At 64.0% G+C, this 25,635-nt stretch carries 20 protein-coding genes and 2 pseudogenes; 13 read left to right on the forward strand and 9 right to left on the reverse strand.

The window, feature by feature from the left end:
• Window positions 1–2: 2 nt before the first annotated feature.
• A complete protein-coding gene (locus C1D09_RS15100) occupies window positions 3–1,436 on the reverse strand; it encodes a UbiA family prenyltransferase (protein WP_143975065.1) in 1,434 nt (477 codons plus the stop codon).
• Between the two features lie 226 nt (window positions 1,437–1,662).
• Window positions 1,663–1,926, reverse strand: a complete 264-nt coding sequence (locus tag C1D09_RS15105) for a hypothetical protein (RefSeq protein ID WP_027145877.1) — start codon at window positions 1,924–1,926, stop codon at window positions 1,663–1,665.
• 402 nt (window positions 1,927–2,328) lie between these two features.
• Here C1D09_RS15105 and C1D09_RS15110 point away from each other — a divergent pair, with 402 nt between their 5' ends.
• Window positions 2,329–2,955, forward strand: a complete 627-nt coding sequence (locus C1D09_RS15110; protein WP_143975066.1) for a helix-turn-helix domain-containing protein — start codon at window positions 2,329–2,331, stop codon at window positions 2,953–2,955.
• Window positions 2,956–3,076: 121 nt separating this feature from the next.
• Window positions 3,077–3,967: an NAD(P)H-binding protein gene (locus tag C1D09_RS15115; protein WP_143975067.1), complete on the forward strand. Its 891-nt coding sequence runs from the start codon at window positions 3,077–3,079 to the stop codon at window positions 3,965–3,967.
• 12 nt (window positions 3,968–3,979) lie between these two features.
• Here C1D09_RS15115 and C1D09_RS15120 read toward each other — a convergent pair.
• Window positions 3,980–6,468 (reverse strand): annotated as a pseudogene (locus C1D09_RS15120) (mechanosensitive ion channel family protein).
• Between the two features lie 182 nt (window positions 6,469–6,650).
• On the opposite strand from C1D09_RS15120, the gene C1D09_RS15125 reads away from it, so the two are divergent.
• Genes C1D09_RS15125 through C1D09_RS15140 form a run of 4 tightly spaced genes read left to right on the forward strand, consistent with a single transcriptional unit; the run spans window position 6,651 to window position 11,816 of the window.
• Complete coding sequence (locus C1D09_RS15125) at window positions 6,651–7,910, forward strand: sarcosine oxidase subunit beta (protein ID WP_143975068.1); 1,260 nt, start codon at window positions 6,651–6,653, stop codon at window positions 7,908–7,910.
• A 24-nt stretch (window positions 7,911–7,934) separates the two neighbouring features.
• The gene (locus C1D09_RS15130; protein ID WP_143975069.1) at window positions 7,935–8,231 is read left to right on the forward strand and encodes a sarcosine oxidase subunit delta; all 297 of its coding nucleotides are present in this window, start codon (window positions 7,935–7,937) and stop codon (window positions 8,229–8,231) included.
• Window positions 8,228–11,236, forward strand: coding sequence for a sarcosine oxidase subunit alpha (locus tag C1D09_RS15135; RefSeq protein WP_143975070.1), 3,009 nt, complete (start codon window positions 8,228–8,230; stop codon window positions 11,234–11,236). The genes C1D09_RS15130 and C1D09_RS15135 overlap by 4 nt, the downstream gene beginning before the upstream one ends.
• A complete protein-coding gene (locus C1D09_RS15140; protein ID WP_143975071.1) occupies window positions 11,229–11,816 on the forward strand; it encodes a sarcosine oxidase subunit gamma in 588 nt (195 codons plus the stop codon). The genes C1D09_RS15135 and C1D09_RS15140 overlap by 8 nt, the downstream gene beginning before the upstream one ends.
• 21 nt (window positions 11,817–11,837) lie before the next feature.
• Here C1D09_RS15140 and C1D09_RS15145 read toward each other — a convergent pair whose 3' ends face one another.
• A complete protein-coding gene (locus C1D09_RS15145; RefSeq protein WP_143975072.1) occupies window positions 11,838–12,248 on the reverse strand; it encodes a VOC family protein in 411 nt (136 codons plus the stop codon).
• Window positions 12,238–12,759 (reverse strand): DMT family transporter, encoded by a 522-nt coding sequence (locus tag C1D09_RS15150; RefSeq protein WP_143975073.1) that lies wholly within the window; start codon window positions 12,757–12,759, stop codon window positions 12,238–12,240. Before C1D09_RS15150 ends, C1D09_RS15145 begins: the two co-directional genes overlap by 11 nt.
• Before the next feature lie 86 nt (window positions 12,760–12,845).
• Here C1D09_RS15150 and C1D09_RS15155 point away from each other — a divergent pair, with 86 nt between their 5' ends.
• Complete coding sequence (locus tag C1D09_RS15155; protein ID WP_143975074.1) at window positions 12,846–13,742, forward strand: LysR family transcriptional regulator; 897 nt, start codon at window positions 12,846–12,848, stop codon at window positions 13,740–13,742.
• A gap of 165 nt (window positions 13,743–13,907) precedes the next feature.
• Window positions 13,908–15,350: an MFS transporter gene (locus C1D09_RS15160; protein ID WP_143975075.1), complete on the forward strand. Its 1,443-nt coding sequence runs from the start codon at window positions 13,908–13,910 to the stop codon at window positions 15,348–15,350.
• A gap of 71 nt (window positions 15,351–15,421) precedes the next feature.
• Here the strand turns inward: C1D09_RS15160 and C1D09_RS15165 are convergent, their stop codons facing one another.
• On the reverse strand, window positions 15,422–16,126 hold the full coding sequence (locus C1D09_RS15165; RefSeq protein WP_167514622.1) for a nitroreductase: 705 nt from the start codon (window positions 16,124–16,126) through the stop codon (window positions 15,422–15,424).
• 225 nt (window positions 16,127–16,351) lie between these two features.
• Here C1D09_RS15165 and C1D09_RS15170 point away from each other — a divergent pair, with 225 nt between their 5' ends.
• The 5 genes from C1D09_RS15170 to C1D09_RS15190 are packed head-to-tail and all read left to right on the forward strand — an operon-like array spanning window position 16,352 to window position 23,890.
• Window positions 16,352–16,894, forward strand: a complete 543-nt coding sequence (locus C1D09_RS15170; protein WP_167514624.1) for a helix-turn-helix domain-containing protein — start codon at window positions 16,352–16,354, stop codon at window positions 16,892–16,894.
• A 21-nt stretch (window positions 16,895–16,915) separates the two neighbouring features.
• Complete coding sequence (locus C1D09_RS15175; RefSeq protein ID WP_143975078.1) at window positions 16,916–19,369, forward strand: GcvT family protein; 2,454 nt, start codon at window positions 16,916–16,918, stop codon at window positions 19,367–19,369.
• A complete protein-coding gene (locus C1D09_RS15180; protein ID WP_143975079.1) occupies window positions 19,366–20,265 on the forward strand; it encodes a homocysteine S-methyltransferase family protein in 900 nt (299 codons plus the stop codon). The genes C1D09_RS15175 and C1D09_RS15180 overlap by 4 nt, the downstream gene beginning before the upstream one ends.
• Window positions 20,265–21,446, forward strand: coding sequence for a pyridoxal phosphate-dependent aminotransferase (locus C1D09_RS15185; RefSeq protein ID WP_143975080.1), 1,182 nt, complete (start codon window positions 20,265–20,267; stop codon window positions 21,444–21,446). The genes C1D09_RS15180 and C1D09_RS15185 overlap by 1 nt, the downstream gene beginning before the upstream one ends.
• The gene (locus C1D09_RS15190) at window positions 21,443–23,890 is read left to right on the forward strand and encodes a GcvT family protein (protein WP_143975081.1); all 2,448 of its coding nucleotides are present in this window, start codon (window positions 21,443–21,445) and stop codon (window positions 23,888–23,890) included. The genes C1D09_RS15185 and C1D09_RS15190 overlap by 4 nt, the downstream gene beginning before the upstream one ends.
• 155 nt (window positions 23,891–24,045) lie before the next feature.
• Here C1D09_RS15190 and C1D09_RS15195 read toward each other — a convergent pair whose 3' ends face one another.
• The 3 genes and pseudogenes from C1D09_RS15195 to C1D09_RS15205 all read right to left on the reverse strand — a co-directional run.
• Window positions 24,046–24,633, reverse strand: a complete 588-nt coding sequence (locus C1D09_RS15195; RefSeq protein ID WP_143975082.1) for an NAD(P)H-dependent oxidoreductase — start codon at window positions 24,631–24,633, stop codon at window positions 24,046–24,048.
• Window positions 24,633–25,214 (reverse strand): NAD(P)H-dependent oxidoreductase, encoded by a 582-nt coding sequence (locus tag C1D09_RS15200; protein ID WP_167514623.1) that lies wholly within the window; start codon window positions 25,212–25,214, stop codon window positions 24,633–24,635. The genes C1D09_RS15195 and C1D09_RS15200 overlap by 1 nt, the downstream gene beginning before the upstream one ends.
• Window positions 25,214–25,635, reverse strand: a pseudogene (locus C1D09_RS15205) (FAD-binding protein); the annotation flags it as partial. The pseudogene C1D09_RS15205 and the gene C1D09_RS15200, both read right to left, overlap by 1 nt.

Here is a 25,635-nt window from a genome sequence, read left to right on the forward strand (position 1 = left end):
GCCTACCAGCCCCCGATGACCAGCAGCACGGCGCCGATCAGCACCACGATCTGGCTGCGCCAATCGCGGATGATGAAGACGACCGGGTCGTCATTCATCTCGTCGCGGCGCGCCAGGATCCAGACGCGCATGGTGAGGTAGAGCACGATGGGCGGCAGCGGCCAGATCAGCCACGGATGTGGGTAAAGCTCGCGCACCGCGACACTATCCATGTAGAGCGCCAGCACCAGCGCCGAGGAGAAGGCGGAGGCCATACCGGCCTGGGCAACGATCTCCTGGTCTTCCGTGCGATAACCGCGCCCGGCAATCCGCTCGCCGGGCGGAATGGCGGTTGTGCGCAGTTCGACGAAGCGTTTCACCAGCGCCAGCGACAGGAAGAAGAAGATCGAGAAGGCGAGCAGCCAGAACGAGACGGCAACGCCGGTCGCGGCCGCACCGGCGATCACTCGGATCGTGTAGAGGCCGGCAAGCGTCAACACATCGACCAGCAGCATGCGCTTGAACGACAGCGAATAGGCCGTCGTGACGACCATGTAACCGCCAAGCACGGCCAGGAATTCAGGCGACAGGAACAGCCCGGTACAGACACCGATCGCCAGCAGCACCGCGATCGCGCCCAGACCGAACGGAATCGACAGCGCACCGCTGGCGAACGGCCTGTTGCGCTTGGTGACATGCTTGCGGTCTAGCGCCAGATCGAAGAAATCGTTGAGGATATAGATCGCCGACGCCACCGCGCTGAACGAGACGAACGCCAGCAGGCATTCCCAGATCATGTTGGTGTTGAAATATTCGTGCGACAGCACCATCGGCACGGCTATCAGCGAGTTCTTCAGCCACTGATGCACGCGCAGCATCTTGATGATGGTCCGCAAGGTCGGCTTCGGCGCCGGCATGGTTTCGCCGCCATGCGCTGCCTGCCAGCGCGCCGCGTGACGGTCGGGCGCGACGATGATTGCGTTGCGCGCGGCATCGAAGACCTGGAGATCATGGCGGCTGTTGCCGGCATAGTCGAAGCCGCCGTCGCCATAGGCTGATACCAGCGAGGCGCGCTTCTTGCCGGAGGTGAGATTGTCGAGGCCGTCCGTCGCCAGCACACGGTCGAAAATGCCAAGATGGGCTGATATGGCGTCGGCGAATTTGCGCGGCGTGCCGGTCGCCAGCACGATCTTGCGGCCTTCGCCGTGCTCGGCGCGCAGCCGGTCGAGCAGCGGCGCGCGATAAGGCAGCGTCGCGGGGTCGATATCGATGCGCTGTGCGATCGCCTGCTTCAGCCGCGCAGGCCCGGCGGCGGCCCAGAACGGCACCAGGAAGATATAGAGCGGGTTCTTCTTGAGGAGGAGGAACAAGCCTTCCCACAACAGGTCGGTCGCGATCAGCGTGCCGTCGAGATCGACCGCAAGCGGTATTGCGTTCCTGTCCGACCGCGCATCCATGCCCGTCCTGCCCTGCCAGCGTCTGATCCGGAAAGCCGGAATCCCGTTGCGCGCCGCTTTTCGGCGTCTTGACGCTGGTATAGCCGGGGATGGCGTAGCGAACGTTAAAACGCCTGGTTGCAGGCGGCTGCCGTGGCGGTATTTCCGGCGTCATTGTTAAACAACCACTGCCGGAAACGATAAAAGGCCGAGCAAATGCCCGGCCTTTCCAATCATGCCGCCTGGGTTACTTGATGCGGGCGACGCCGCCCGAGATCTCGACGGTTTCCGAGCCGGTCAGGGCTTCGAGGTCACCGTTCGGCAAGGTGACGAAGCAGCCGTTCTGGCAGAATTCGACGGTTTCACCACCGGCCAGCGCAAGCTCGGTCTTGCTGCCGCCTTCCGTCACGACCAGCGTGCGGGTCTCGGCGTCCTTGTTGACCGCGCTGGCGGCATGGGCCGAGCCGCTCACGGCAAGCAAGGCCACGGCAGCGACGAGAGACTTCCACATGTTGCAATATCGGTGTTCCCACCGCCTCTGTTGCATTTCGCAAGGCATTTTCGCCCTTTGCATGGGAGCTTATATGAGATGGAAGCTGAACCGCAACTGAATGCCGCATTCATGCCGCAATTGGTTTTGCCTATCCGCAAGCATACGCCCGACCCTGTTAATTTCGCTGGCCGGCACGATATGATGCGAGGCGGCAACGCGAAGAAGAAACCATGCACGACAACTGGCTTGAAACGATCGGCGTTGGGGTTGAGTCGAAGGATTGTCGCGGGGCTGACCCATTATGTGCCCCCGTCCATCAACCATCGGCTTGGGATCCACGTCGGAGCGCCGGTCAACGCGTCGTGCCATTGCAATGGAAAACATCACCGCCGGGTTCAGTCGGACGGCGACATCGATATTGTGCCCGCCGGGCTCGATGGCGACTGGAAGGATGACGCGGACTGCACCATCCTGCGGCTGTGGGTCAGGCCGGCGCTGGTTCGCCGCGCTGCCGAGGACCTCGATATCGACCCGGACAGGGTCGTCGTCAATCCGCAGTTCCAGCGCCGCGACGCGAGGATCGAACACATCGCCCATGCGCTGGCGACCGGTCTGAACCCGGACGTGCCATCCGACCGCCTGTATTTCGAAAGCCTGGCCAAGGCGCTGGCGGTCCGGATCATCCAGGGCGCTTCAAAGCCGGAAGCTCCGGCCAGGCAAATGCTCTCTTACGGCCAGAAGCGCAGGCTGACCGATTTCATCGAAGCCAATCTCGATCAGGATCTTTCGCTGGATGAGATGGCGCAAGTGTCAGCCATCAGCGTCTCGCATCTGAAAGTGCTGTTTCGCCGCACCTTCGGCATGCCTCCCCACCAATTTGTCATCCGTCGCCGGGTCGAGCGGGCAAGGACCTTGCTGCATCAAGGGAAAATGCCGCTCAGCCAGATCGCGCTGGAGGCGGGCTTCGCGCATCAGAGTCACATGGCGCAAAGCATGAAGCGCATCCTCGGCGCCACCCCGGCCGCATTGATCCGCATGCGGCGGTAGACGGCGGTCCGGCGCCGCGCTTTTGGCTTGCGAAGCTAATCATCCGTTCTTGCGCTCCGCCATCCAAATCTGAGCGACCCGAACCCGTCCTTTCGGCATTCCTGACGTCCTACTGATCAGGATGAAGGATACCGGCATGTTTGTAGTGTTGGGCGCGGCAGGAAAGATCGGACGTGCCACGATTGGTGCGCTTCGCAGGCATCGCGTTCCGGTCCGAGCCCTTGTGCGAAACCCGTCGCATGCCGAGGAGTTCCGTGGGCTCGGTTGCGACGCGGAGATTGCCGATCTGCGCGATACGCCGGCGGTGGCGCGGGCAGCAAAGGGCGCGGCCGCCGTACAGGTCATCTGTCCAACCGGCGTCCGCGCCGATGATGCGTCGGCGGAGATGGAAGCCACCATTCGATCCGTTGTGAATGCACTCGATCAAGTCAGGCCGCAAAGAATTCTGGCGATCTCGGATTATGGCGCCCAGCTTGCCGCCGGCACCGGCATCACGCTCACGTTCCATCATTTGGAAACGCAGTTGAGGACGATACCGGCAGCCCTGACGCTGCTGCGTTCGGCCGAGCACATGCAGAATTGGAACCGCCTGGCCGGCCTGGCAATCGAGACCGGCGTGCTGCCGAGCCTGCACCATCCCGTGACCAAATCCTTTCCGACGGTGTCGGCCGGCGATGTCGGGTTGATGGCGGCGGATCTCCTCCTTTCGGGCAGCGGCGATGCGCTGCGCGTGGTCCACGCCGAAGGGCCAGATCGCTACAGCGCGGCCGATGTGGCGCGAACGCTTGGCGAGATTGCCGGCCGCGCGATCGTCGCCCGAGAACTGCCGAGGCAGGACTGGGTTCCTGCCCTCATCGGTGGCGGCATCGGCACGAGCTACGCGGAACTGGTCGCCGCGATGTTCGACGCCCACAATGCCGGCCGCATCGATGTCGAGCACGGTGTCGGCGAAGTCAGACGCGGCGATACCGATCTTCGCACGGCGCTGGCGGCGTTGGTCGCGAGAAGCTGACGGCCACCGGCCCTAACTGGGATCGGGCTTGCGCGCCTTGCGTCCAGATTTGGCCAGCTTTTTCGCTTCGGCCGCGGCTTGCGCCTTCGCCTGTTCCTGTTCGGCGAAGTCGGCCTCGATCTTGTCGTCGTCGGTTGGCCAGGCCTTGGGCTTGTTCACCTCGACGACGGCGCGCGGCGTCGACGGGATCTCGATATGCTGGTCGTTGAATTTCTCCAGCACGGCAAAACGAATGTCGTTCTGCACGACGCTGCCGTTCATGATATCGGCCAGGAAGACGCGGATTTCGAACTCCAGCGCGGACGCGCCGAAATTGGAAAACAGCACGAAGGGCTCGGGGTTCTTGAGCACCATCGCATGGCTGCGCGCGATTTCCAGAAGGACGGCATGCACCTGCTTGACGTCGCTGCCATAGGCGACGCCGACCCTGATCTCGACACGGCCGAGCTTGTTGCGGTGCGTCCAGTTGCCGACGGCGTTGTTGATCAGGTTTGAATTGGGCAGGATCACCGACTGCCGTTGGAACGTCTCGATCTCGGTGGCGCGCACGCTGATCTTCTTGACCGTGCCGCTGACGTCGCCGGCGACGATCCAGTCGCCGACCTTGAACGGCCGCTCGGCCAGGAGGATCAGGCCGGAGACGAAGTTGGAGACGACATTCTGCAGGCCGAAACCGATACCGAGGGAAAGGGCACCGGCGACCAACGCAAGGCTGGAAAGATCAATGCCCGCCGCCGATATGCCGACCAGCCCCGCCAGCGCCACGCCTGCATAGCCGACAGCCAGCCGGATCGAGTTGCGCACGCCGGTATCGACCTTGCCGCGCGCCATGACGGAGCCGTCGAGCCAGCCCTGGAACCAGCGCGTCAGGAAATAGCCGATGATGAAGACGACGATGCCCGAAAGGATGCCGGTGACCGAAATCGTCACCGAACCGATATTGATCCCGGTCGCCAGCTTGTAGGCCCAGGCCTGGATGTCGCCTGGCTGGAACCCCCACATCAGCAGGATAAGCGGCAGGAAAACCAGCACGATCAACAGATTGATGGCAACACTGACGACAAGGCCGAGCTGGTCGAGTGCCGTGTCCTCGTAGCTGGAATGGGTCGACAGCCAGCGGCCGACGGTGGTGTTGGCGAACGCCCCTTCCTCGCCGATCGCCCGCGCCGACAGGAAGCCGATATAGGCGGTGATCAGCGCCGTGCCGGTGACCACGACCTGCAGCGAGACGAACAAGGCAAGGCCGATATAGCCTAGCAGTGCGGCAATGATGGTGAACAGGCCAAGCGCCAGCGCCAGATAGCGCAGCCACGCCGGCCATGGCCGCCAGCTTCCGTCGCGTGCCCTGAACGGCCGCAGCATCGCCATCAGGATCAGGATGATGCCGACGACAATGGTGGCGACGAAGCTGCGCGCGATGGTCAGCGACAGCGGCGAGCCCATCTTGTCATTGATGACGGAGAGGAAGGTGTTGACGCTGATGACCACCGCCATGCGGTGGACAGGCGCACCAGCCAGCGCGCCGGCACGGTTTCGACCGGGATGAGGCGCCAGTTCGGCAGCCGCGGCTCAAGCGCCGCATTGGTCAAGCGGTTGACGCAGAAGATCACGCCGATGGCGGTTGCCAGCGAATTGAGAAACAGGCCGATATCGCCACGCAACACATTGTAATAGTTGAAAAAGAAGATGGTCGAGCCAAGAAAGGCGCCGACCGCCAATGTCGGCAGCAGGGTCGACCAGAAGGCCACCGACAGACGGCTGAGATAGGACGGGGCCTCGTTGGCGGGATCGGCTTCGAACACCCGCCCGAACAGCCGCCGACCGCCGACCAGCAGCACCAGCGCAAGGCCGAGCGCCACGAAGGTAGCGGCGAGGATGGCCTGGAACTTGAACTTGAACGCGAAGCTCAGCCAGGACGACACTGCCTTGTAAAAGTTGGCGTATTCCTCCTGGGCGTCGGAGAAGACCTGCGGGCTAAGCGCGTCGGACAGCACGTAGCGTTTGGTCAAGAGGTTGCGGAACAGTGCGCTGCGCATGTTGCCGATCTTGTCGATCAGCCCGCTGATGCGGATCGACAGGTTCTGCGCGCTGGCCACGACCGCGTTGATCTCGGCCTTTTCCGACGCCAGCGCCTGGCGCTCGCCGGTGACGATGTCGGGCTCCTGCGGCTGGCCCGCCGCCGGCGGCGGGCCAAGCACCTCGATGCGATTGTTGATCTCGGTGAGGCGCGAACGGAACGCCAGCGCACTGGTCAGTGCCGCCCGCGACAGATCCTCTAGCTGCAGGCGGATATCCACGAGTGAGGCATCGTCCTCAGCATCCAGCTGAATTTTCTTCTCGAGATCGTCGGTCTTGCCAGTCAGGCCCTGGATGACTTTCTGCTGATCGGTGATCAGGCCGATCGAGCCCTGGCCAAGCGCCTGCGCCATCGCTTCGAACGAAGGCGACGCCGAAATGACCAGCGTGAAAATCAAAATGAGACGAAGCAATCTCAAAAGCATGACTCTTGGCGACTCACGGGCGGCAAAGGCATTTAAAAGCCTGTCCTTGATAAAGACGGCCATATCGTGGGGCAAGCCGTCGCATCGCGGCGTCGGCCAGTCGAAAGGCAATGGCGCAATATTGGCTTTGCGGATGCGGCCTGCTCTATAGTCTGCCGCATCGCCCGAACCGGATGACAATGATGGCAGAGTACTCGGCCTTTTCGCTGCTCGCGAACGCGCTCAAGGGAAACAAGGACTGGAAGCCGGCATGGCGCAAGCCGGACCCGAAGGCCTCCTATGACGTCATCATCATCGGTGGCGGCGGTCACGGGCTGGCGACCGCCTATTATCTGGCCAAGGAGCACGGCATCACCAACGTCGCGGTGCTGGAAAAGGGCTGGCTCGGCTCCGGCAATGTCGGCCGCAACACCACGGCCGTGCGCTCGAACTATCTGCTGCCCGCCAACACCCGCTTTTACGAACATTCGATGAAGCTGTGGGAAGGCCTGTCGCACGAGCTGAATTACAACGTCATGTTCTCGCAGCGCGGCTGCCTCAATCTGGCGCACACGCCGGCCCAGTTCGACGACTACGCAAGGCGCGGCAACGCCATGCGCCATCTTGGCGTCGACGCTGAACTGATGACGCCGGCCGAAATAAAGCGCCTGATCCCGGCGCTCGATATCTCCAGCGAAGCACGCTTTCCCGTCGTCGGCGGCCTGATGCAACGGCGCGCCGGCACCGCCCGCCACGATGCGGTGGCCTGGGGTTATGCGCGCGGCGCCGACCGGCGCGGTGTCGACATCATCGAGAATTGCGAGGTCACCGGTTTCCTGCGCGATGGCGATCGCGTCACCGGCGTCACCACGTCGCGCGGCGACATCAGGGCCAGGAAGGTGGCGGTCGCCGTGGCCGGCAGTACCGGGCGCGTCATGCAATTGGCCGGCGTCGAGACGATGCCGATCGAGAGCCATGTGCTGCAGGCCTTCGTGACGGAATCGCTGAAGCCCTTCATCGACACGGTCGTGACCTTCGGCATGGGCCATTTCTACATGTCGCAGTCCGACAAGGGCGGCCTCGTCTATGGCGGCGATATCGACGGCTACAACAGCTACGCCCAGCGCGGCAACCTGCCCATCGTCGACGAGGTCATGAGCGAGATGCTGGCGCTGTTTCCGGGCCTTGCGCGGGTGCGCATGCTGCGTTCGTGGGGCGGTGTATGCGACATGTCGATGGACGGTTCGCCTATCATCACCACCGGTCCCCTGCCCGGCATGTATCTCAACTGCGGCTGGTGCTATGGCGGCTTCAAGGCGACGCCGGCCTCCGGCTGGACCTTTGCCTGGACCATCGCCAAGGATGAGCCGCACGATTTCAACGCGCCGTTCACCCTTGACCGCTTCCACCGCGGCCTCGTCATCGACGACAAGGGCCAGGGCGCGAATCCCCGCCTTCACTAAGCAAGACTGCATTAGGAATATCCGATGTTGATCACCTGTCCCTATTGCGGCCCGCGCGACGTCATCGAATTCACCTATCAGGGTGACGGCAACCGCGAACGTCCCGACCCGGCCTCGCAGAATTTCGAGGCGTGGAACGCCTATGTCTACGACCGGCTGAACCCGGCCGGCGACCACAATGAGATCTGGCAGCATTCCGGCGGATGCCGCGCGCATCTGCGCGTCGTGCGCAACACGCTGACGCATGAGATTTCGAGCGTCGGTTTTGCGCGCGGCGATCATGCCTCGGCCGCGCGCCGCAATGCGGAGGACAAGGCATGAGCCCGCGCCGCACCGACACTGGCGGACGCATCGACCGGCTGAAGACGATCCGCTTCACCTTCGACGGCGTTGCCTATACCGGCCACGCCGGCGACACGCTGGCCTCGGCCCTGCTGGCCAAGGGCGTCACGCTTTTCGGCCGTTCGTTCAAATACCACCGTCCGCGCGGCCTGCTCACCGCGGGCGTGGAGGAGCCAAATGCGCTGGTGACGGTGCTGAGGGGCGAGGTACGCGAGCCCAACATTGCGGCGACGATGGTCGAGATTCATGACGGGCTGGTTGCGATCAGCCAGAACCGCTTCCCTTCGCTGGCCTGGGACGTCCACGCCGTCAACCAGCTCGGCGGCAAGATCCTGTCGGCCGGCTTCTACTACAAGACCTTCATGGGGCCGGTGATCGGTCCGCTGAAAGGCACGCACTTCTGGATGTTCTGCGAGCATTTCATCCGCCGCGCCGCCGGTCTGGGTAGCGCCGGACCGGCGAAGGATCCCGCGCGCTACGAGCGCATGAACGCCTTTTGCGACGTGCTGGTGGTCGGCTCCGGCCCGGCCGGCCTGATGGCCGCCAAGGCAGCCGCCGATCAGGGCGCCCGCGTCATGCTGGCCGATCTCGAGCCGCGTTTTGGCGGCTCGACCAACTGGTCGGACGAAACCATCGACGGCGCGCCGGCCGCCGATTGGGCGCGCCGCACCGTCGCCCAGCTCGAAGGCCGCGACAATGTCCGGCTTTTGCCGCGCACCACGGTGTGGGGCTATTACGACAACAACACGCTTGCCGCGCTCGAACGGGTCAGCGACCATAAGGAACGCCCCGCCAAGGGCGAGCCGCGGCATCGCTATTGGGCGATCCGCGCCAGATCCGTGGTGCTTGCCACCGGCGCCTTCGAACGGCCGCTGGTCTTCCCCGGCAATGACAGACCGGGCGTGATGCTGGCCCATGCGGCGGAGCGCTATGCAAACGAGTTCGGCGTCCTGCCGGGCGAGCGGATCGCTCTGTTCACGAACAATGACAGCGCCTATCGCGCGGCCATCGCCCTGAAGAAGGCCGGTGCGGCGATCGTCGCCATCGCCGACGTCAGGTCCGACCTTTCGCCAGAGATGCGCAGGCTGGCCACGGAGGCCGAGGCCGAGATCCTTGCCGGCCACGCGGTCGTCGCCACCGAGGGCGGCAAGGCGCTCTCCGGCGTCAAGGTGCAGCGTTTCGACATGGTCACCGGCGCGCTCTCAGGCGAAGAGCGCAACATCCATGCCGACTGCCTGCTGATGTCGGGCGGCTGGTCGCCGACCATCCATCTGGCCAGCCAGGCCGGCGCCAAAGCGGAATGGAATGCCTCGCGCCAGGCCTTCCTGCCGCCGAAGCCGGCGCAGCAATGGCCAACACAGCAGTGGATTGGAGCCGGCGCTTTTACCGGCAGTTTTTCCACGGCAGAGGCGATCGCGGAAGGCCGCGCCGCCGGCCTCAGAGCGGCCGGTGGAACGAGCCCGCCGGCGGCATTGCCCACGGTCGAAGCCGTCGACGGAGATCCCGATCCGGCGCCTGTCTTCGAGATCAGGGCGAAGGGCAAGAGCTTTGTCGACTTCCAGCATGACGTGACGGCGGAGGATGTCCGGCTGGCGCATCGCGAAGGCTTCGTCTCGGTCGAGCATCTCAAGCGCTACACCACGCTCGGCATGGCCACCGACCAGGGCAAGAGCTCCAATGTTCCCGGTCTGGCTATCATGGCCGAGGCGCTGGGCAAGCCGATCCCTGAAGTCGGCACGACGCGTTTCCGGCCGCCCTTTGCGCCGGTGTCGATCGGCTCGCTGGCTGCGGAGCGCTTCGGCGACCTGAAACCGGGACGGCTGACGCCGATGCATGACTGGCACCTCGCCAATGGCGCGACCATGTATTCCGCCGGCCTCTGGTACCGGCCGATGATCTACGGGCTTTCGGGCGAAACAATCGAGCAGGCCTATGTCCGCGAAGCCAAGGCGACGCGTGAAAGTGCTGGCATCGTCGATGTCTCGACGCTGGGCAAGATCGCCGTGCAGGGCCCCGATGCCGCAGCCTTCCTTGACCGCGTCTACACCAACATGTTTTCGACGCTCGCCGTCGGCAAGGCGCGCTACGGGCTGATGCTGCGCGAGGACGGCTTCGCCTTCGATGACGGCACCACCTGGCGGCTCGGCGAACAGGATTTTCTGATGACCACCACGACGGCGAATGCCGGCAAGGTGATGCAGCACCTGGAATATTTCCTCGACGTGATCTGGCCCGACCTCAAGGTCCATGTCACCTCGGTGACCGACGAATGGGCAGGTGCGGCGATCGGCGGCCCGAAAGCCAGGCAGATCCTCGCCGCCTGCGTCACCGGCACCGCGGTCGACAATGCGACGCTGCCCTTCATGGGCATCGTCCACGGCCAGATAGCAGGTGTGCCGGTGATGATTTGCCGGCTTTCCTTCTCCGGTGAAATGGCCTTCGAGGTCTATTCCGGTGCCGGCCATGGCACCCATGTCTGGCAAGCGCTGATCGAAGCAGGCAAGCCGTTCGGGCTGGTCACCTACGGGCTCGAGGCGCTGGGCACGATGCGCATCGAGAAGGGCCACGTCACCGGCGCCGAGATCGACGGCCGCACCACGGCGCGCGACTTGCATCTCGATTGGATGCTGTCGAAGAAGAAGCCGTTCATCGGCTCGGCGATGATGGACCGCGAAGGCCTGATCGCGTCCGACCGTCTGGAACTGGTCGGCCTGATCGCGCTCGACAACCGGCCGCTCAACGGCGGCGCGCACATTGTCGAGGCTTTGGACGAGACCAATCCGCATGGTTCGATCGGCCACATCACCGCCTGTTGCTATTCGCCGGCGCTCGGCAAGCACATCGCGCTGGCACTGGTCGAGGGCGGCAAGGCGCGGCATGGTACACGCGCCCATGTCTCGGATCCCTTGCGCAACCGTTTTGGACCGGTCGAGATCGTCTCGAACCATTTCTACGATCCGGAAGGGACCCGCATGCATGGTTGAGCGCCAATCCCCCCTCGAGCCGGAGTTTCACGTCGGCTCGCATGGCAATTTCGAACATGGCGTCGAGATCCTGCTGACCGAGACAAGGCCAGGTTCGATCGTTCAGCTGGCCGCCTGGCCGGGCGAGGAGAAGAAACTGATCGCGGCCATCCGCACCGTCACCGGGCTGGCGCTGCCCGACGGTGCCGGCGGCGGCTCGAGCGACGGCGTGAAATCGGTGTTCGGCTTCGCGCCGGGAAAGTTCACCGCGGCCGACGAGGCCGAAGGGCTGGCAGCGGCTTTCAACAAGGTGGTGACCCCGGCCATCGGCACGGTGACCGACCTGTCGCACGGCCGCACCGCCATCCGCATTGCCGGGCCGAAGGCCGAATGGGTGCTGGCGAAATTCTTCGCGATCGACTTCGCGCTGCCGGCCTTCCCGGTCGGTGCCGGCCGCTCGGCCGCCCATCACGACGTCTTCGCCCAGATTCAGCGCACCGGCGCCGACCAGTTCGACATATACGTCTTCCGCTCATTCGCACGTTCGTTCTGGAAGGCGCTTTGCCATGCCAGCGAGGAAGTCGGCTACGAGGTGCAGTAGGTTCGCCTCGCCCGGCGCCAGCTAGGACTGCTGCGCGACTGCGTGCCAGTCGGCGTTCTGCAATACAACGCGATAGCCGTCGCAATCCTGGAAGGTGGCACCTTGCCTGTCCCAATAGGGATTGAAGGACGGCACAGTGGTGTAGCCTAGGCTTTTCATGCGCAGGATGGCTGCTTCCCAGGCGTCACGATCCGGCATGTAGAAGACGACCAGATTGTCGGCCGTGGGCGCCCTGCCCGCTTCATGACCATGGGCGTGGGTAAATTCGAAATGATAGGCGTCGCCGGGCTGCCCGAGCATGATCCCGTCGAAGCCATCGTGATCGCTGAAGCGAAACAGTTCCTGAAGGCCGAGACCATCCCGGTAGAACCGGATGACCTCCGGCAGGTCGTTGGTCGGCCGCGCAACACGCAGGACGAGGTTAGGTTTCATTTTTCATCTCCTTGTTTTCGGTCGGCCTGAGGTCGAGTTGGTTTGCCCGCGGTGCGATCGTGCTTGCCCACTGCGTGACGACCAGCCCCCCGATAATCAGGGCAAGGCCGGCGAAACGAGCGACGGTCACCGGCCGATGGGCAAAGCCCATCAAGGCGAAATGATCGATGACCAGCGACGCGACCATCTGGCCGGCGATGACGGCAACGATGAAGCTCGCAGCGCCGAGCTTGGGTGCCAGAAGCAGTGCGGCGGTGATGTAGACCACGCCTGCCGCGCCGCCGACCCAGATCCACCAGGGACCCTTGATGGCCATCCCGACGGCTGGAACGGGCAGCTTGAAGCCTGCCATGACCGGAACGATCAGCACGACGCTGACACCCAGCGAAACGAAGGTTGCCCAGAGCGGATGACCGAGCAGGCGGCCAAGCATTGCGTTCGCCGCCGCCTGGAAGGGAACGGCGGCCCCTGCCAACAGGGCGGCCATCAGAAAGGGAAAGGTGCTGGCCATGAGACTGTCTCCAAATCGATCACGGTTGAATAAATGATCACTCTCACATATGGAAATTCGATTTCTGCACGCATAATATGCATAAGATGAATAGTCTTGCCGGCATCGATCTCAACCTGCTCGTCGTACTGGACGCGTTGCTGGCCGAACGCCACGTCTCGCGGGCGGCGATCCGCCTGAACAAAAGTCAGCCCGCCGTCAGCCATGCGCTCGCCAGGCTGCGCCACCTTCTCGATGACCCGCTTCTGGTCAGGCGGCAAGGTGGCCTCGAGCCGACAGCGCGCGCCATGGAAATCACCCCGATGCTCACCGAGGCGCTCGACCGGATGCGTCACCTTCTGGCGCCGGCTGGTTTCGAGCCGGCGACGGAGCGTCGAACGTTTCGGCTCGCCATGTCGGACTATGGCGCCGCAGTTGTCCTGCCGGCCCTGCTGCCGGTCATGCGGGTCCTGGCTCCGCAGGTCGACCTCGTGGTAAGCCAGGCGAGCCGCGAGGTGATGGTTTCGCAAATCATCGACGGCGAGATCGATCTTGCCTTTGGTGTCTTTTCCGGCCTGGATCCATCCGTGCGCTCGCATCGTCTGCTCGACGAGCGCTTTGCTTGTCTCGCCGATGTGGCAAGCCTTGGCGGCAAGCAGGCGATTGATCTCGCCACCTATCTCGGGCGGCCGCACGCGCTGGTCGACTTGCGGCCAGAGCGTCAGAGTGAGGTCGACAAGGCTCTTGCTGAATTGGGTCACAAGCGGCGGCTCTGCCTCGTCATCCCGCATTGGGGCGTGGCGCCGCGCCTGATCGCCGGCACGGACCTGGTGCTTACCGTCGCCAGCCGGATACTGCCAGCACAGGACAGCCGACTTTGCGTATTCGCCCCACCTTTCGAAATTCCGGCCTTCCAGTTCACGCAGATCTGGCACAAGCGACGCGACGGCGACCCGGCGCACCAATGGCTGCGGTCGCAGATTCAGCATCTGCTTGACGGTTGAGTGACCAGACGCCTCGGAGAACATTCTGGCCTCAATGCCGGCCGGTTCTGCCGCTAGAGAATCGCGCCGCGGGCGGCCATGGTGGCGAACATGGCCGCCAGATCGGCCCAAGGGACAAAAAGTCCCGTCTCAGGCTCGGCAAATTCGTTTGGTTCGAACATCCCCATGACCGCAGAACTATCCGCCGGCGCCACGGATCGCGCCGATGTGTCGGCCAGAGCGTTGCTCCTGCTGCCGTTGACGGTCGCTTGCGGCGTGTTCATGACCAGCCTCGACCAGAATGTCGTGGTGACGGCGCTGCCCGGTATCGGCGAAAGCCTCGCCCGCCCGCCGAGCCAGCTAGGCCTGCTGATCACCGTTTATGTCGCCAGCCTGATCATCTCGATGCCGCTCGGCGGCTGGGCCGCCGACCGCTTCGGCCTGCGCAACGTCTACTGCTTTGCCTTGCTGGTGTTCGCCACCTCGTCGGCGATCTGCGGCCTGTCTGATAACATCTGGACATTGGTCGGCGCTCGCGCGCTGCAGGGATTTGGCGGGGCGCTGATGGGCACGCTCGGCCAGGTCGTCATCCTATCCAGCTTTCCGCGCAACCGGACGCTGAAGATCAACATGTATATCTCGGTCGCCAGCCAGACCGGGCCGTTGGTCGGGCCGCTCGTCGGCGGCGCGCTGACCACCTACATTTCTTGGCGCTGGATCTTCTTCATCAACGTGCCGTTCGCGCTGGCGGCGGCCGTCCTTGCCGCCTCGCTGTTTCCGACCGCGACCAAGCCCGTTCGCACGCGGTTCGATTTTCCCGGCTTCCTGCTGGTCGGCAGCGGCATGACCCTGCTGGTGTTCGGCATGGACTCACTGGCCGCCAAGGACGCCGCCGGCGGCATGATCGCCGGTGAACTGGCGCTGGCGGTCATGATCCTGTCGATAGCCTCGCTCTACTGCCTGCGCGTGCCAAATCCCCTGCTCGAGCTCAAGCTCCTGCGCATCCGCACCTTCCGCATCTCCTTCCTCACCGGCGGCGGGCTGGATACGATCGGGCTGAGCTCCGTCGCCTTCCTGTTGCCGCTGATGTTCCAGCTCGGCTTCGGCATGAGCGCGGTGCAGGCGGGATCGCTGACCTTCGTTGCCGCGCTCGGCTCGGTGATCATGCGTTTCTTCATGCCGCGTATCCTCAACCGGTTCGGCTTTCGCCGCGTCCTGGTGTTCAACACGCCCGTTGTTGCCGCCATGGTCGCCGGCTTCGCCTTGATCCAGGCGACGACGCCGGTCTGGATCGTGCTTGGCTATATCTTTGCTTTCGGCATCTTTCGGTCCGTCCAATGGGCCTCGACCGGCAACCTCGCCTATTCCGACATCGCCCCCGACCAGCTCGCCCGCTTCAGCGCGCTCTACTACATCCTCTGGCAGCTGGCGGTGGCGGTCAGTGTCGGCCTCGCGGCGGCCATGCTGTCGTTCCTGGCTGGCGGCGGGCCTGCTGTGACCAATGATTTCCGGATCCTGTTCGCGATCGAGGGCGTCATCACGCTCTGCGCGCTGCTTGCCTATCTCAAGCTGACGCCACAGGACGGCGCCCATGTCAGCGGTCACGGCGCTCACCTGAATACGGAATAGTGTAGGTCGCCCAAAAGTGTGCAGCGGTTTTGCGACAATGGCATGCCAAGGGAAGTCAACCGCCGGAGCGGCTATTCGCTGAACGTCACCCACTCTTCCAGCGGCACGCGGTCGGTGCGGAAGGCGTTTTCCGGCTTGGAGGTGTCCTCATAGCCGAGCGCCATGCCGCACACGACGATCTCCTCGTCTGGAATGTTGAGCACCGGTCGGATCTGGCGATGATAGGGCGCGAAGGCGGCCTGCGGGCAGGTGTGCAGGCCCCTGCCCCGCGCAGCGACCATGATATTCTGCAGGAACATGCCGTAGTCGATCCACGAGCCCTGGTTGAGCCGGCGGTCGATTGTGAAGATCATGCCGACCGGCGCGTCGAAGAAGACGAAGTTGCGGTCGTGCTGGGCACGCATCTTGTCGACCTCGCGGCGGCCGATGCCGAGCGCGCCGTACAGGCCGAAACCGTTGGCGCGTCGCCGCGTCAGATAAGGTTCGAAGAACTGGGTGGGATAGTAGCGATACTCGTCCCAGTCGGCCTTTTCGGCGCGGATACCGGAATTCAGAATGGCATTCGAGATCCGCTGCTTGGTCTCGCCCTTGGTGACGTAGACCCGCCATGGCTGCATGTTGGTGCCGGACGGAGCGCGCGCAGCAACCGCCAGGATGTCGCGAATGGTGTGATCGTCGATCATGTCGGGCAGAAATGCGCGCACCGAACGGCGCGACACGATCGCCTCGTCGACGATCTCGGCCTCATCCGCGATTCGAGCCTTCTTTTCCAACATGGGCCGTCCCTTAGCCGTTGCATCGATCGGACGTCCCCACTCGCCGCTCGCGGCGGAGCCTTTGCATGAAGCGTCAAAATCCTGCAAGCAAATCTTGAGCATTGGTGAAAATCTACTTGATTTTTTCATGAGCTTGATTTCTCATGAAATTCAGGTTGAATTTTTCATGACGTGAGCGTTTTGGCGTCTCCTAGCGCACGAACATTGCAAGGACCTGACGAACGCGTGCTGGCCGGCGATATCAGGGCGCTGCGGCGGGCACGCGGGCTTACGCTCGCCGAAATCGCCCTGAAACTTGGCCGTTCGGTCGGCTGGGTCAGCCAGGTCGAACGCGGCCTGTCGACGCCGTCGCTCAGCGATCTCAGAGCGTTCGCCGAATTGTTCGGTGTGCCGATCAGCCTGTTCTTCAGCCATGACGTGCCGGTCGAAAGCGAGCGGGGCGTGGTGGTGCGGGCAGGCAGGCGTCGCACGCTTGGCACCAGCGAATCCGGCCTGGTGGAAGAACTCCTGTCGCCCGATCTCGGTGGTAGTTTCGAGATGGTGCGCTCGATCTTCGCGCCGGGCGCGGAGATGAAGACCGAGCAGCTTCGGCCGACCGAGGAAGCCGGCTATCTCGTCTCGGGTATTTTCGAGATCGAGATAGCAGGCGTCTGGCACCGGCTCGGCGAAGGTGATTCCTTCCGCTTCGAAGGCAAGCCCTATCGCTGGCGCAATCCAGGTACCGTGCCGGCGGTTGTCATCTGGGTGGTCTCGCCACCGGTTTATTGAAATAAGACTTGGGAGAAAAACATGGCGGGTTTGCCGAGCACGGCGCGCGTGGTGATCATCGGAGGTGGCGTCGTCGGCACCTCCTCGCTCTATCATCTCGCCAAAGCGGGCTGGACCGACTGCGTGCTCCTGGAAAAGAACGAGCTGACTTCGGGCTCGACCTGGCATGCCGCCGGCAATGTCCCGACCTTCTCCTCGTCCTGGTCGCTGATGAACATGCAGCGCTATTCGACCGAGCTCTATCGCGGGCTCGCCGACGCGGTCGACTATCCCATGAACTACCACGTCACCGGCTCGCTGCGCCTTGCCCATACGAAAGAGCGCATGCAGGAATTCCAGCGCGCCAAGGGCATGGGCCGCTATCAGGGTATGGATATCGACGTGGTCGGCGTCGACGAGATCAAGCGCCGTTACCCCTTCATCGAGACGCACGACCTCAAGGGCGCGCTCTATGACCCGAGCGACGGCGACATCGACCCGGCGCAATTGACCCAGGCGCTGGCCAAGGGCGCGCGCGACCTGGGTACGAAAATCATCCGCTTCTGCCCCGTCACCGGCGTGCGCCGCGAGAAGGACGAATGGGTGGTGGCCACGCCGCAAGGCGAGATTCGCTGCGAAATCGTCATCAATGCCGCCGGCTACCGTGCCGCCGAAGTCGGCAGGATGTTCGGCCGCGAAGTGCCGATGATGGTGATGAGCCACCAATACATCCTGTTCGAGGAAATCCCCGAGCTCGCCGCATGGTCGAAGGAACAGAGCAGGAAGCTGCCACTGCTGCGCGATGTCGATACGTCCTATTACCTTCGCCAGGAAAAGGCCGGCATGAATCTCGGCCCTTATGAGCGCAATTGCCGCGCGCACTGGGCTGATCGCGACGATCCGATGCCGGAGGACTTTTCCTTCCAGCTCTTCCCCGACGATCTCGACCGGCTGGAACATTACCTGGCGGACGCCGTCGCCCGCGTGCCGATCCTGGGCACGGCCGGCCTGTCCAAGGTCATCAACGGACCGATCCCCTATGCGCCGGACGGCAATCCGCTGATCGGGCCGATGCCTGGCGTGCCCAACGCTTTCGAGGCCTGCGTCTTCACCTTCGGCATCGCCCAGGGCGGCGGCGCCGGCAAGGTGCTGGCCGAATGGGTCACGCAGGGCCAGACGGAATGGGATATGTGGTCCTGCGATCCGCGCCGCTTTACGTCCTTTGCCTCGGCGCCGGACTATTGCGTCGCCAAGGGCATGGAAATCTACGGCAACGAATACGCCATCCAGTTCCCGCGCCATGCCTGGCCGGAAGGGCGCGACCGCAAGCTGTCGCCGATCCACGACCGCACCAAGGCGCTGGGCGGTCGCTTCGACGCGTACAATGGCTGGGAGCGCGCCACCTGGTACGCGCAACCCGGCGATGACATTTCCGAGGAAGCAACACTGACCTTCCGTCGCGACGGACCCTGGCAACAGCGCGTGCGCGAAGAATGCCTCGCCGTCCGCGACGCCGCCGGGATACTGGACCTGCCCGGCTTCTCGCGCTTCAACCTGGAAGGTCCCGGCGCCGCCGAATGGCTGAGCCTGCAGGTCACCGGCCTGGTGCCGAAGCCCGGCCGCATCGGCCTTGTCTATTTCGCCGACGACAAGGGCCGCATCGTCACCGAAATGTCGGTCGTGCGCCACGGCGAGGACCAGATGACGCTGATCACCGCGGCGGTCGCGCAATGGCATGATTTCGAATGGCTGAAGTCTCGCATGCCCCGGGATGCGGGCTTCATGTTGACCGACCGCACGGAGGACTATTCCACTCAGATCTTGGCCGGCCCCAATTCGCGAAAAATCCTCGGCGATGTCTGCGACGCTGATCTTACCCTGCCGTGGCTGACGCATCAGGAAACCGAGATAGCCGGCCGTTGGGCCAAGCTCGTTCGCGTCTCCTTCGCCGGCGAACTCGGCTGGGAAATCCACACCAAGATCGGCGACACGGCCGCCATCTTCGACGCCATCTGGGCGGTCGGGCAGAAGCACGGGCTGAAACCGTTCGGCATGTACGCGCTGGATTCGCTCAGGCTGGAGAAGGGCTACCGCACCTGGAAGGGTGACCTGTCGACCGACTATTCCATCCTGCAGGGCGGGCTCGATCGATTCGTCAAATGGGAGAAGCCTGATTTCCGAGGCAAGGCCGCGCTTCAGAATGAAAAGCAGCAAGGCGTGAAGAAGCGCTTCGTCACGCTGGTCGTCGAAAACCCCGGCGATTGCGACGCGCCCTACATGTCGACGCTGTGGCATGGCGGCCAGATCGTCGGCGAGACCACCTCGGGCGGCTGGGGCCATCGCATCGACAAGTCGATCGCGCTCGGCATGCTGCGCGCGGATTTGACCGAGCCAGGCACCTCCGTCGAGGTCGAAATCTTCGGCGACCGTTTCCATGCGGTCGTGCAGAAGGATGAGCCGCTATGGGATCCCCGGAACGAGAGGCTTCGCGCATGAAAAACGTCATCCTCACCGATGGTGGCATGGGGCAGGAACTGGTCCGGCGCAGCAAATCCGAGCCGACGCCTTTGTGGTCGGCCAGGGTCTTGATCGACGAACCCGATCTGGTGCGCGACCTGCATGCCGAATTCATCCGTGCCGGCGCCCGCGTCATCACAATCAACACCTATTCCGCGACACCTGAACGCCTGGCGCGCGAGGGGGCCGAGAACCTGTTCAAGCCGCTGCAAAAGCGTGGCATCGAATTGGCCAGGCAGGCCTGTGACGAAGCCGGCGAGGCAGCGATCGCAGGCTGCCTGTCGCCGCTTTTCGGCAGCTACGCCCCGGCGCTGACCATTCCCTACAAGGAGGCGCTCGACATCTACCGCCGCATCGTCGCCGAGCAGGCGGATGGCGTCGATCTCTTCCTCTGCGAAACCATGGCCTCCGCCGATGAGGCGCGCGCGGCCGTCACCGCGGCATCGGAAAGCGGCAAGCCGGTCTGGGTGTCGTGGACGCTCGCCGATCACGGAGCGCCGCGGCTGCGCAGCGGTGAAACAATAGCCGCCGCGGCAAGCGCGCTTGACGGCCTGCCGATAGCGGCGCGGCTACTCAACTGCTGCCGGCCGGAAGCGATCGCCGCCGCCTTGCCTGAACTGATCGATCTCGGCGGCCCGGTCGGCGCCTATGCCAATGGCTTCACATCCACGGAGGCGCTGAAGCACGGCGGCACCGTCGATGTGCTGCACGCCCGCCACGACCTCGGCCCGGACGCCTATGCCGAGCAAGCGATCGGTTGGGTGCAGGCCGGTGCTGACATCGTCGGCGGCTGCTGCGAAGTCGGCCCCGCCCATATCGCCGCACTGCGCGGCCGGCTCGAACAGGCCGGCTACCAGATCTCGGGAGTTCAGTGATGCCCAGACCTTCATCGCGCATCTCCGGCATCGTGCCTTCTGGCAAGGATGGCTGGGAGGTTCATTTCGCCGCCTGGACCCGCAAGGAAGCCGGCGAGGACATCATCATGCTGTCGGTCGGCGATCACGACTTCGACACGCCCTCGCAAACGATCGAGGCCTGCGTGACAGCGGTTCGCGGCAGCAATCACCACTACACGCCGCTTCCCGGTCTGCCGCGCCTGCGCCTTGCCATGGCGGCCGCTTCGAGCGCCTGCACCGGCGTGGAGACGACGCCTGATCAAGTCATCGCCACGCCGGGCGGCCAGGCCGCCCTGTACGCGGCCGTGCAGGCCGTTCTCGACCAGGGCGATCATGCCATCGTCGTAGCCCCTTACTATGCCACGTACCCCAACACATTCAGCGCCGCCGGCGCCAGTTTCACCGTCGTCGAGACGCCGGCCGACGATGGGTTTCAACCCCGCGCCGACATGATCCGCGCGGCACTCAAGCCCAACACCCGCGCCATCCTGATCAACACGCCGAACAATCCGACGGGTGCGGTCTATTCGCGCGAGCGGCTGGAACAGCTGGCCGAAATCTGCAGGGAGCACGACCTCTGGCTGCTGTCGGACGAGGTCTACTGGACGCTGGGCGGCGGCGAGCATGTCTCGCCACGCTCGCTGCCCGGCATGGCCGAGCGCACGCTGGTCATCAATTCCATGTCCAAGAGCCACGGCATGACGGGCTGGCGCATGGGCTGGCTGACCGGTCCGCAGGACATGATCACGCTGCTCATCAACCTCAATCTGGTGACCACTTACGGCCTGCCGGCATTCATCTCGATCGCCTGCGCCGAGGCGCTCGAGAACCGTTATGGCGTCAAGGAGATCGCCGGGCGCTATGCGGCGCGCCGGACCGTGCTGCTGGACGCCGTGCGCGGCATGAACAATGTCAGCGTGCGCGGTTCCGAAGGCGGCATGTATGTCATGCTCGACATATCGGATGTCGAACCCGACGACGAAAAATTCGCCTGGGCCTTGCTCGACCAGGAGAAGGTCGGCGTGATGCCCGGCTCCAGCTTCGGCGAGGCCGCCGCCGGGCACATCCGCATCAGCCTCTGTCAACCCGAGGCAGTTCTGCAGGAAGCGGCTGCTCGGCTGCGCCGTTTTGCTTCCGCCTATCGCCGCGAGGCCGCATGACCAAGACCGTCCCCACCAAGGCCCGCGCGGTGATAATCGGCGGCGGCGTTTCCGGCTGTTCGGTCGCCTATCACCTGGCCAAGCTCGGCTGGACCGACATCGTGCTCCTGGAACGCAAGCAGCTGACCTCGGGCACGACCTGGCACGCCGCCGGTCTGATCGGCCAGTTGCGCGGCTCACAGAACATGACGCGGCTGGCGAAATATTCGGCCGACCTCTACGTCAAGCTGGAGGCGGAGACCGAGGTCGGCACCGGCATGCGCCAGGTCGGCTCGATCACGGTCGCGCTGACTGAGGAACGCAAGCACGAGATCTACCGGCAGGCGTCGCTGGCGCGTGCCTTCGATGTCGACGTGCGCGAGATTTCGCCGAGCGAAGTCAAAGCGATGTACCCACATCTCAACGTCTCGGACGTCGTCGGCGCCGTGCATCTGCCGCTCGACGGCCAGTGCGACCCCGCCAACATCGCCATGGCGCTGGCCAAGGGCGCGCGCCAGCGCGGCGCCACCATCGTGGAGAATGTGAAGGTCACCAAGGTGCACGCCAGGGCGGGGCGAGTGACGGGCGTCTCCTGGGCGCAGGGTGACGAAAAAGGCATGATCGAGGCCGACATTGTCGTCAACTGCGCCGGCATGTGGGCGCGCGAACTGGGCGCTCAGAACGGCGTCACCATTCCGCTGCACGCCTGCGAGCATTTCTACCTCGTCACCGAGCCGATCCCCGGCCTCTCCCGCCTGCCGGTGCTGCGCGTTCCCGACGAATGCGCCTATTACAAGGAAGACGCCGGCAAGATGATGCTCGGCGCCTTCGAGCCGGTGGCAAAACCCTGGGGCATGGACGGCATCCGCGAGGATTTCTGCTTCGATCAATTGCCCGAGGACATGGACCATTTCGAACCCATCCTCGAGATGGGCGTCAACCGCATGCCGATGCTGGCCACCGCCGGCATCCACACCTTCTTCAACGGCCCCGAAAGTTTCACGCCGGACGACCGCTACTATCTCGGCGAGGCGCCGGAACTGCGGGGCTACTGGATGGCGACTGGCTACAATTCGATCGGCATCGTCTCCTCCGGCGGCGCCGGCATGGCGCTGGCGCAGTGGATCAACGATGGCGAAGCGCCGTTCGGCCTCTGGGAAGTCGACATCCGCCGCGCCCAGCCGTTCCAGAAGAACCGCCGCTATCTCAGGCAGCGCGTCTCCGAAACGCTCGGCCTGCTATACGCCGACCATTTCCCCTATCGCCAGATGGCGACATCGCGCGGTGTGCGCCGCTCGCCCCTGCATGAGCATCTCAAGGCGCGCGGTGCCGTGTTCGGCGAAGTCGCCGGCTGGGAGCGCGCCAACTGGTTCGCGCGCGAGGGGCAGGAGCGCGAATACCGCTATTCCTGGAAGCGGCAGAACTGGTTCGACAACCAGCGCGAGGAGCATCTGGCGGTCCGCAACAAGGTCGGCCTGTTCGACATGACCTCGTTCGGCAAGATCCGTGTCGAGGGCCGCGATGCCTGTGCTTTCCTGCAAAAGCTCTGCGCCAACGACATGGACGTGGCGCCGGGCAAGATCGTCTATACCCAGATGCTCAACCGGCGCGGCGGCATCGAGAGCGACCTCACCGTGTCCAGGCTCTCGGATACGGCCTACTTCCTCGTCGTGCCAGGCGCCACGCTGCAGCGCGATCTGGCCTGGTTGCGCCGGCATGTCGGCGAGGAGTTCGTCGTCGTCACCGATGTGACCGCCGCCGAAGCGGTGATCTGCCTGATGGGACCTGGCTCGCGAGACCTGATCCAGAAGGTCAGCCCGAATGATTTCTCCAATGAAGCCAATCCATTTGGCACGTTCCAGGAGATCGAGATCGGCATGGGGCTGGCCCGCGCCCACCGCGTCACTTATGTCGGCGAACTCGGCTGGGAGCTTTATGTCTCGACCGACCAGGCTGCCCATGTCTTCGAAGCGATCGACGAGGCCGGCGCCGATGTCGGCCTGAAACTCTGCGGCCTGCACACGCTGGATTCCTGCCGCATCGAAAAGGCTTTTCGGCATTTCGGCCACGACATCACCGACGAGGACAATGTGTTGGAAGCCGGTCTCGGCTTCGCGGTGAAGACGGCCAAGGGTGATTTCATCGGCCGCGATGCGGTGCTGAAGAAGAAGGACGCCGGATTGAACCGCCGGCTGGTCCAGTTCCGGCTGAACGACCCGCAGCCGCTGCTCTTCCACAACGAAGCGATCGTGCGCGACGGCAAGATCGTCGGCCCGATCACCTCGGGCAATTACGGCCATCACCTCGGCGGCGCCGTTGGGCTCGGCTATGTGCCGTGCCGGGGCGAGAGCGAGGCGGATGTGCTGGCCTCATCCTACGAGATCGAGATCGCCGGCGAGCGTTTCGCGGCGGAAGCGTCGCTGAAGCCGATGTATGACCCGAAGGCGGAAAGGGTGAAGATGTAGCGCAGCCCTATCCTCCCCCCTTGGGGGCGAAGGTGGGTCGGCGGGCAGCGCCGAGACGGATAAGGGTGCTCGACGAAGCGCGGCGTAAAAAGAGCGAAGGATCTCAAGCGCTTGCTTCGGCAAAGATCCTTCGCGCACTCCTCATCTGGGCATCCTCAAAACCTTTCCAGCCTCGTCCGAACCTTCGCCAGAAACGCCGCCCGCGTCTTTGGCGTCGAGGCGTCCATCAGATAATGCGCCAGGAAGAACGTTCGGCAGCGTCTCGCGCACAGCGCCCGCATGCCGCGCAGCAAGGTCTTGCGTCCGGGCTGGCCGACGACGACGCTCCACCAGGTCGGCGCGCCGCAGGTGGTGATGACGCCGACCTTGCTGACGTGCGTCATCAGCGATTTGATCCGCCCCTTGCCTGCCGGCAGCTTGAAGGCGACGTCCGTCGCCCAGACCCGGTCGAGCCAGCCCTTCAGCATTGCCGGCAGCCCGTACCACCAGGTCGGATAGACGAACAGGATCGCCTCGGCCCAGGCGAGCAGCTCGAAATGCGGCTTTAGCGCCGGATCCTGCGGCGCCTGATTGTTGTAGCTGCGCCGTTCGTCACAGCCCATCACCGGGTCGAATCTCTCGGCATAGAGGTCGAGCAGCCGCACCTCCCAACCCTTGGACTTGAGCACATCCAGGGCGGTGTCGCGGATTGCGGCGCAAAAGCTTTCCGGCACCGGATGGCAATAGACCACGAGGACCCGCATCAGAATGCATCCATGCTCGCCGCAACCTTCGTCATGAAGGATTTTCTCGTTTGGTCAGTCGACAGGTTCATGGCGTAGTGCGCGAGGTAGGCCACCGGCGCGCCGGGCTTTACGGTGGCGCGCAGCATGCGCTTGATCAGCCTGCGTGGCGGATCGCCCATCACAATGGCACGGAACCGGCTGCCGCCATAGGTGGTGACGGCCGCGACCTTGCGGATGTTGTGCAGCGATGGCTGCACCTTGCCGTTGACCAGGCTGAAAGACACGCCTGGCAGGAAGACACGGTCGAAGAAGCCTTTCAGGATAGCGGGGAAGCCGTAGTTCCAGACCGGATAGGAGAGCACCAGCGCATCGGCACGCAGCAGCCGCTCGACATAGGGCGCCGCGGGGTCCTTGGAGCCGCGGTGGTTGTGATAATCCAGCCTCTCCTGGCGCATCAGCCGCGGGTCGAAATCCTCGGCGTAGAGATCGCAGTCATCGACATCATGGCCCGCCGCCGTCAGTCGCTCGACGATCAACCGATGCAGGCCGGCATTGAAGCTGGTCTCGACCGGGTGCGCGTAGAGGACGAGGATGTTCATCAGCCTGCCTTTTGCAGCCCTTTGAACAGGAAGGTTCGCCCGGAACGGTAGTCATAGTCCGGATTTTCCCAGGCGATCATCTTGCCGGGGTTGAGCAGGCCCTGCGGGTCCGTCTCGCGCTTGAAGGCAAGCTGCACGGCATCGGTCTGCTTCATGCCGCCCTCCTCCAACGTATAGCGGTGCGGGTTGAAGATCGGGCAGCCATTTTCCTCATGCAGGCGCACGATCTCGTCGAGCCGCGCCTCGGTGGTGAATCTTACCAGCGGCAGGCCGAAGCAGGTGATGTTGCCGTCCAGTCGCACGAATTCGAGATGCGAGAACACTTCGCCCGGAAACATCGCATCCATCTTCTCGACCAACGCCAGCTGGTTGGGAAACGGATAGAGCGACTGCAGATAGGTGATGTCGGGATCGACGCGCA

The sequence above is a fragment of the Mesorhizobium intechi genome (assembly GCF_002879535.1).
GTDB classification, from domain to species: Bacteria; Pseudomonadota; Alphaproteobacteria; order Rhizobiales; family Rhizobiaceae; genus Mesorhizobium; species Mesorhizobium intechi.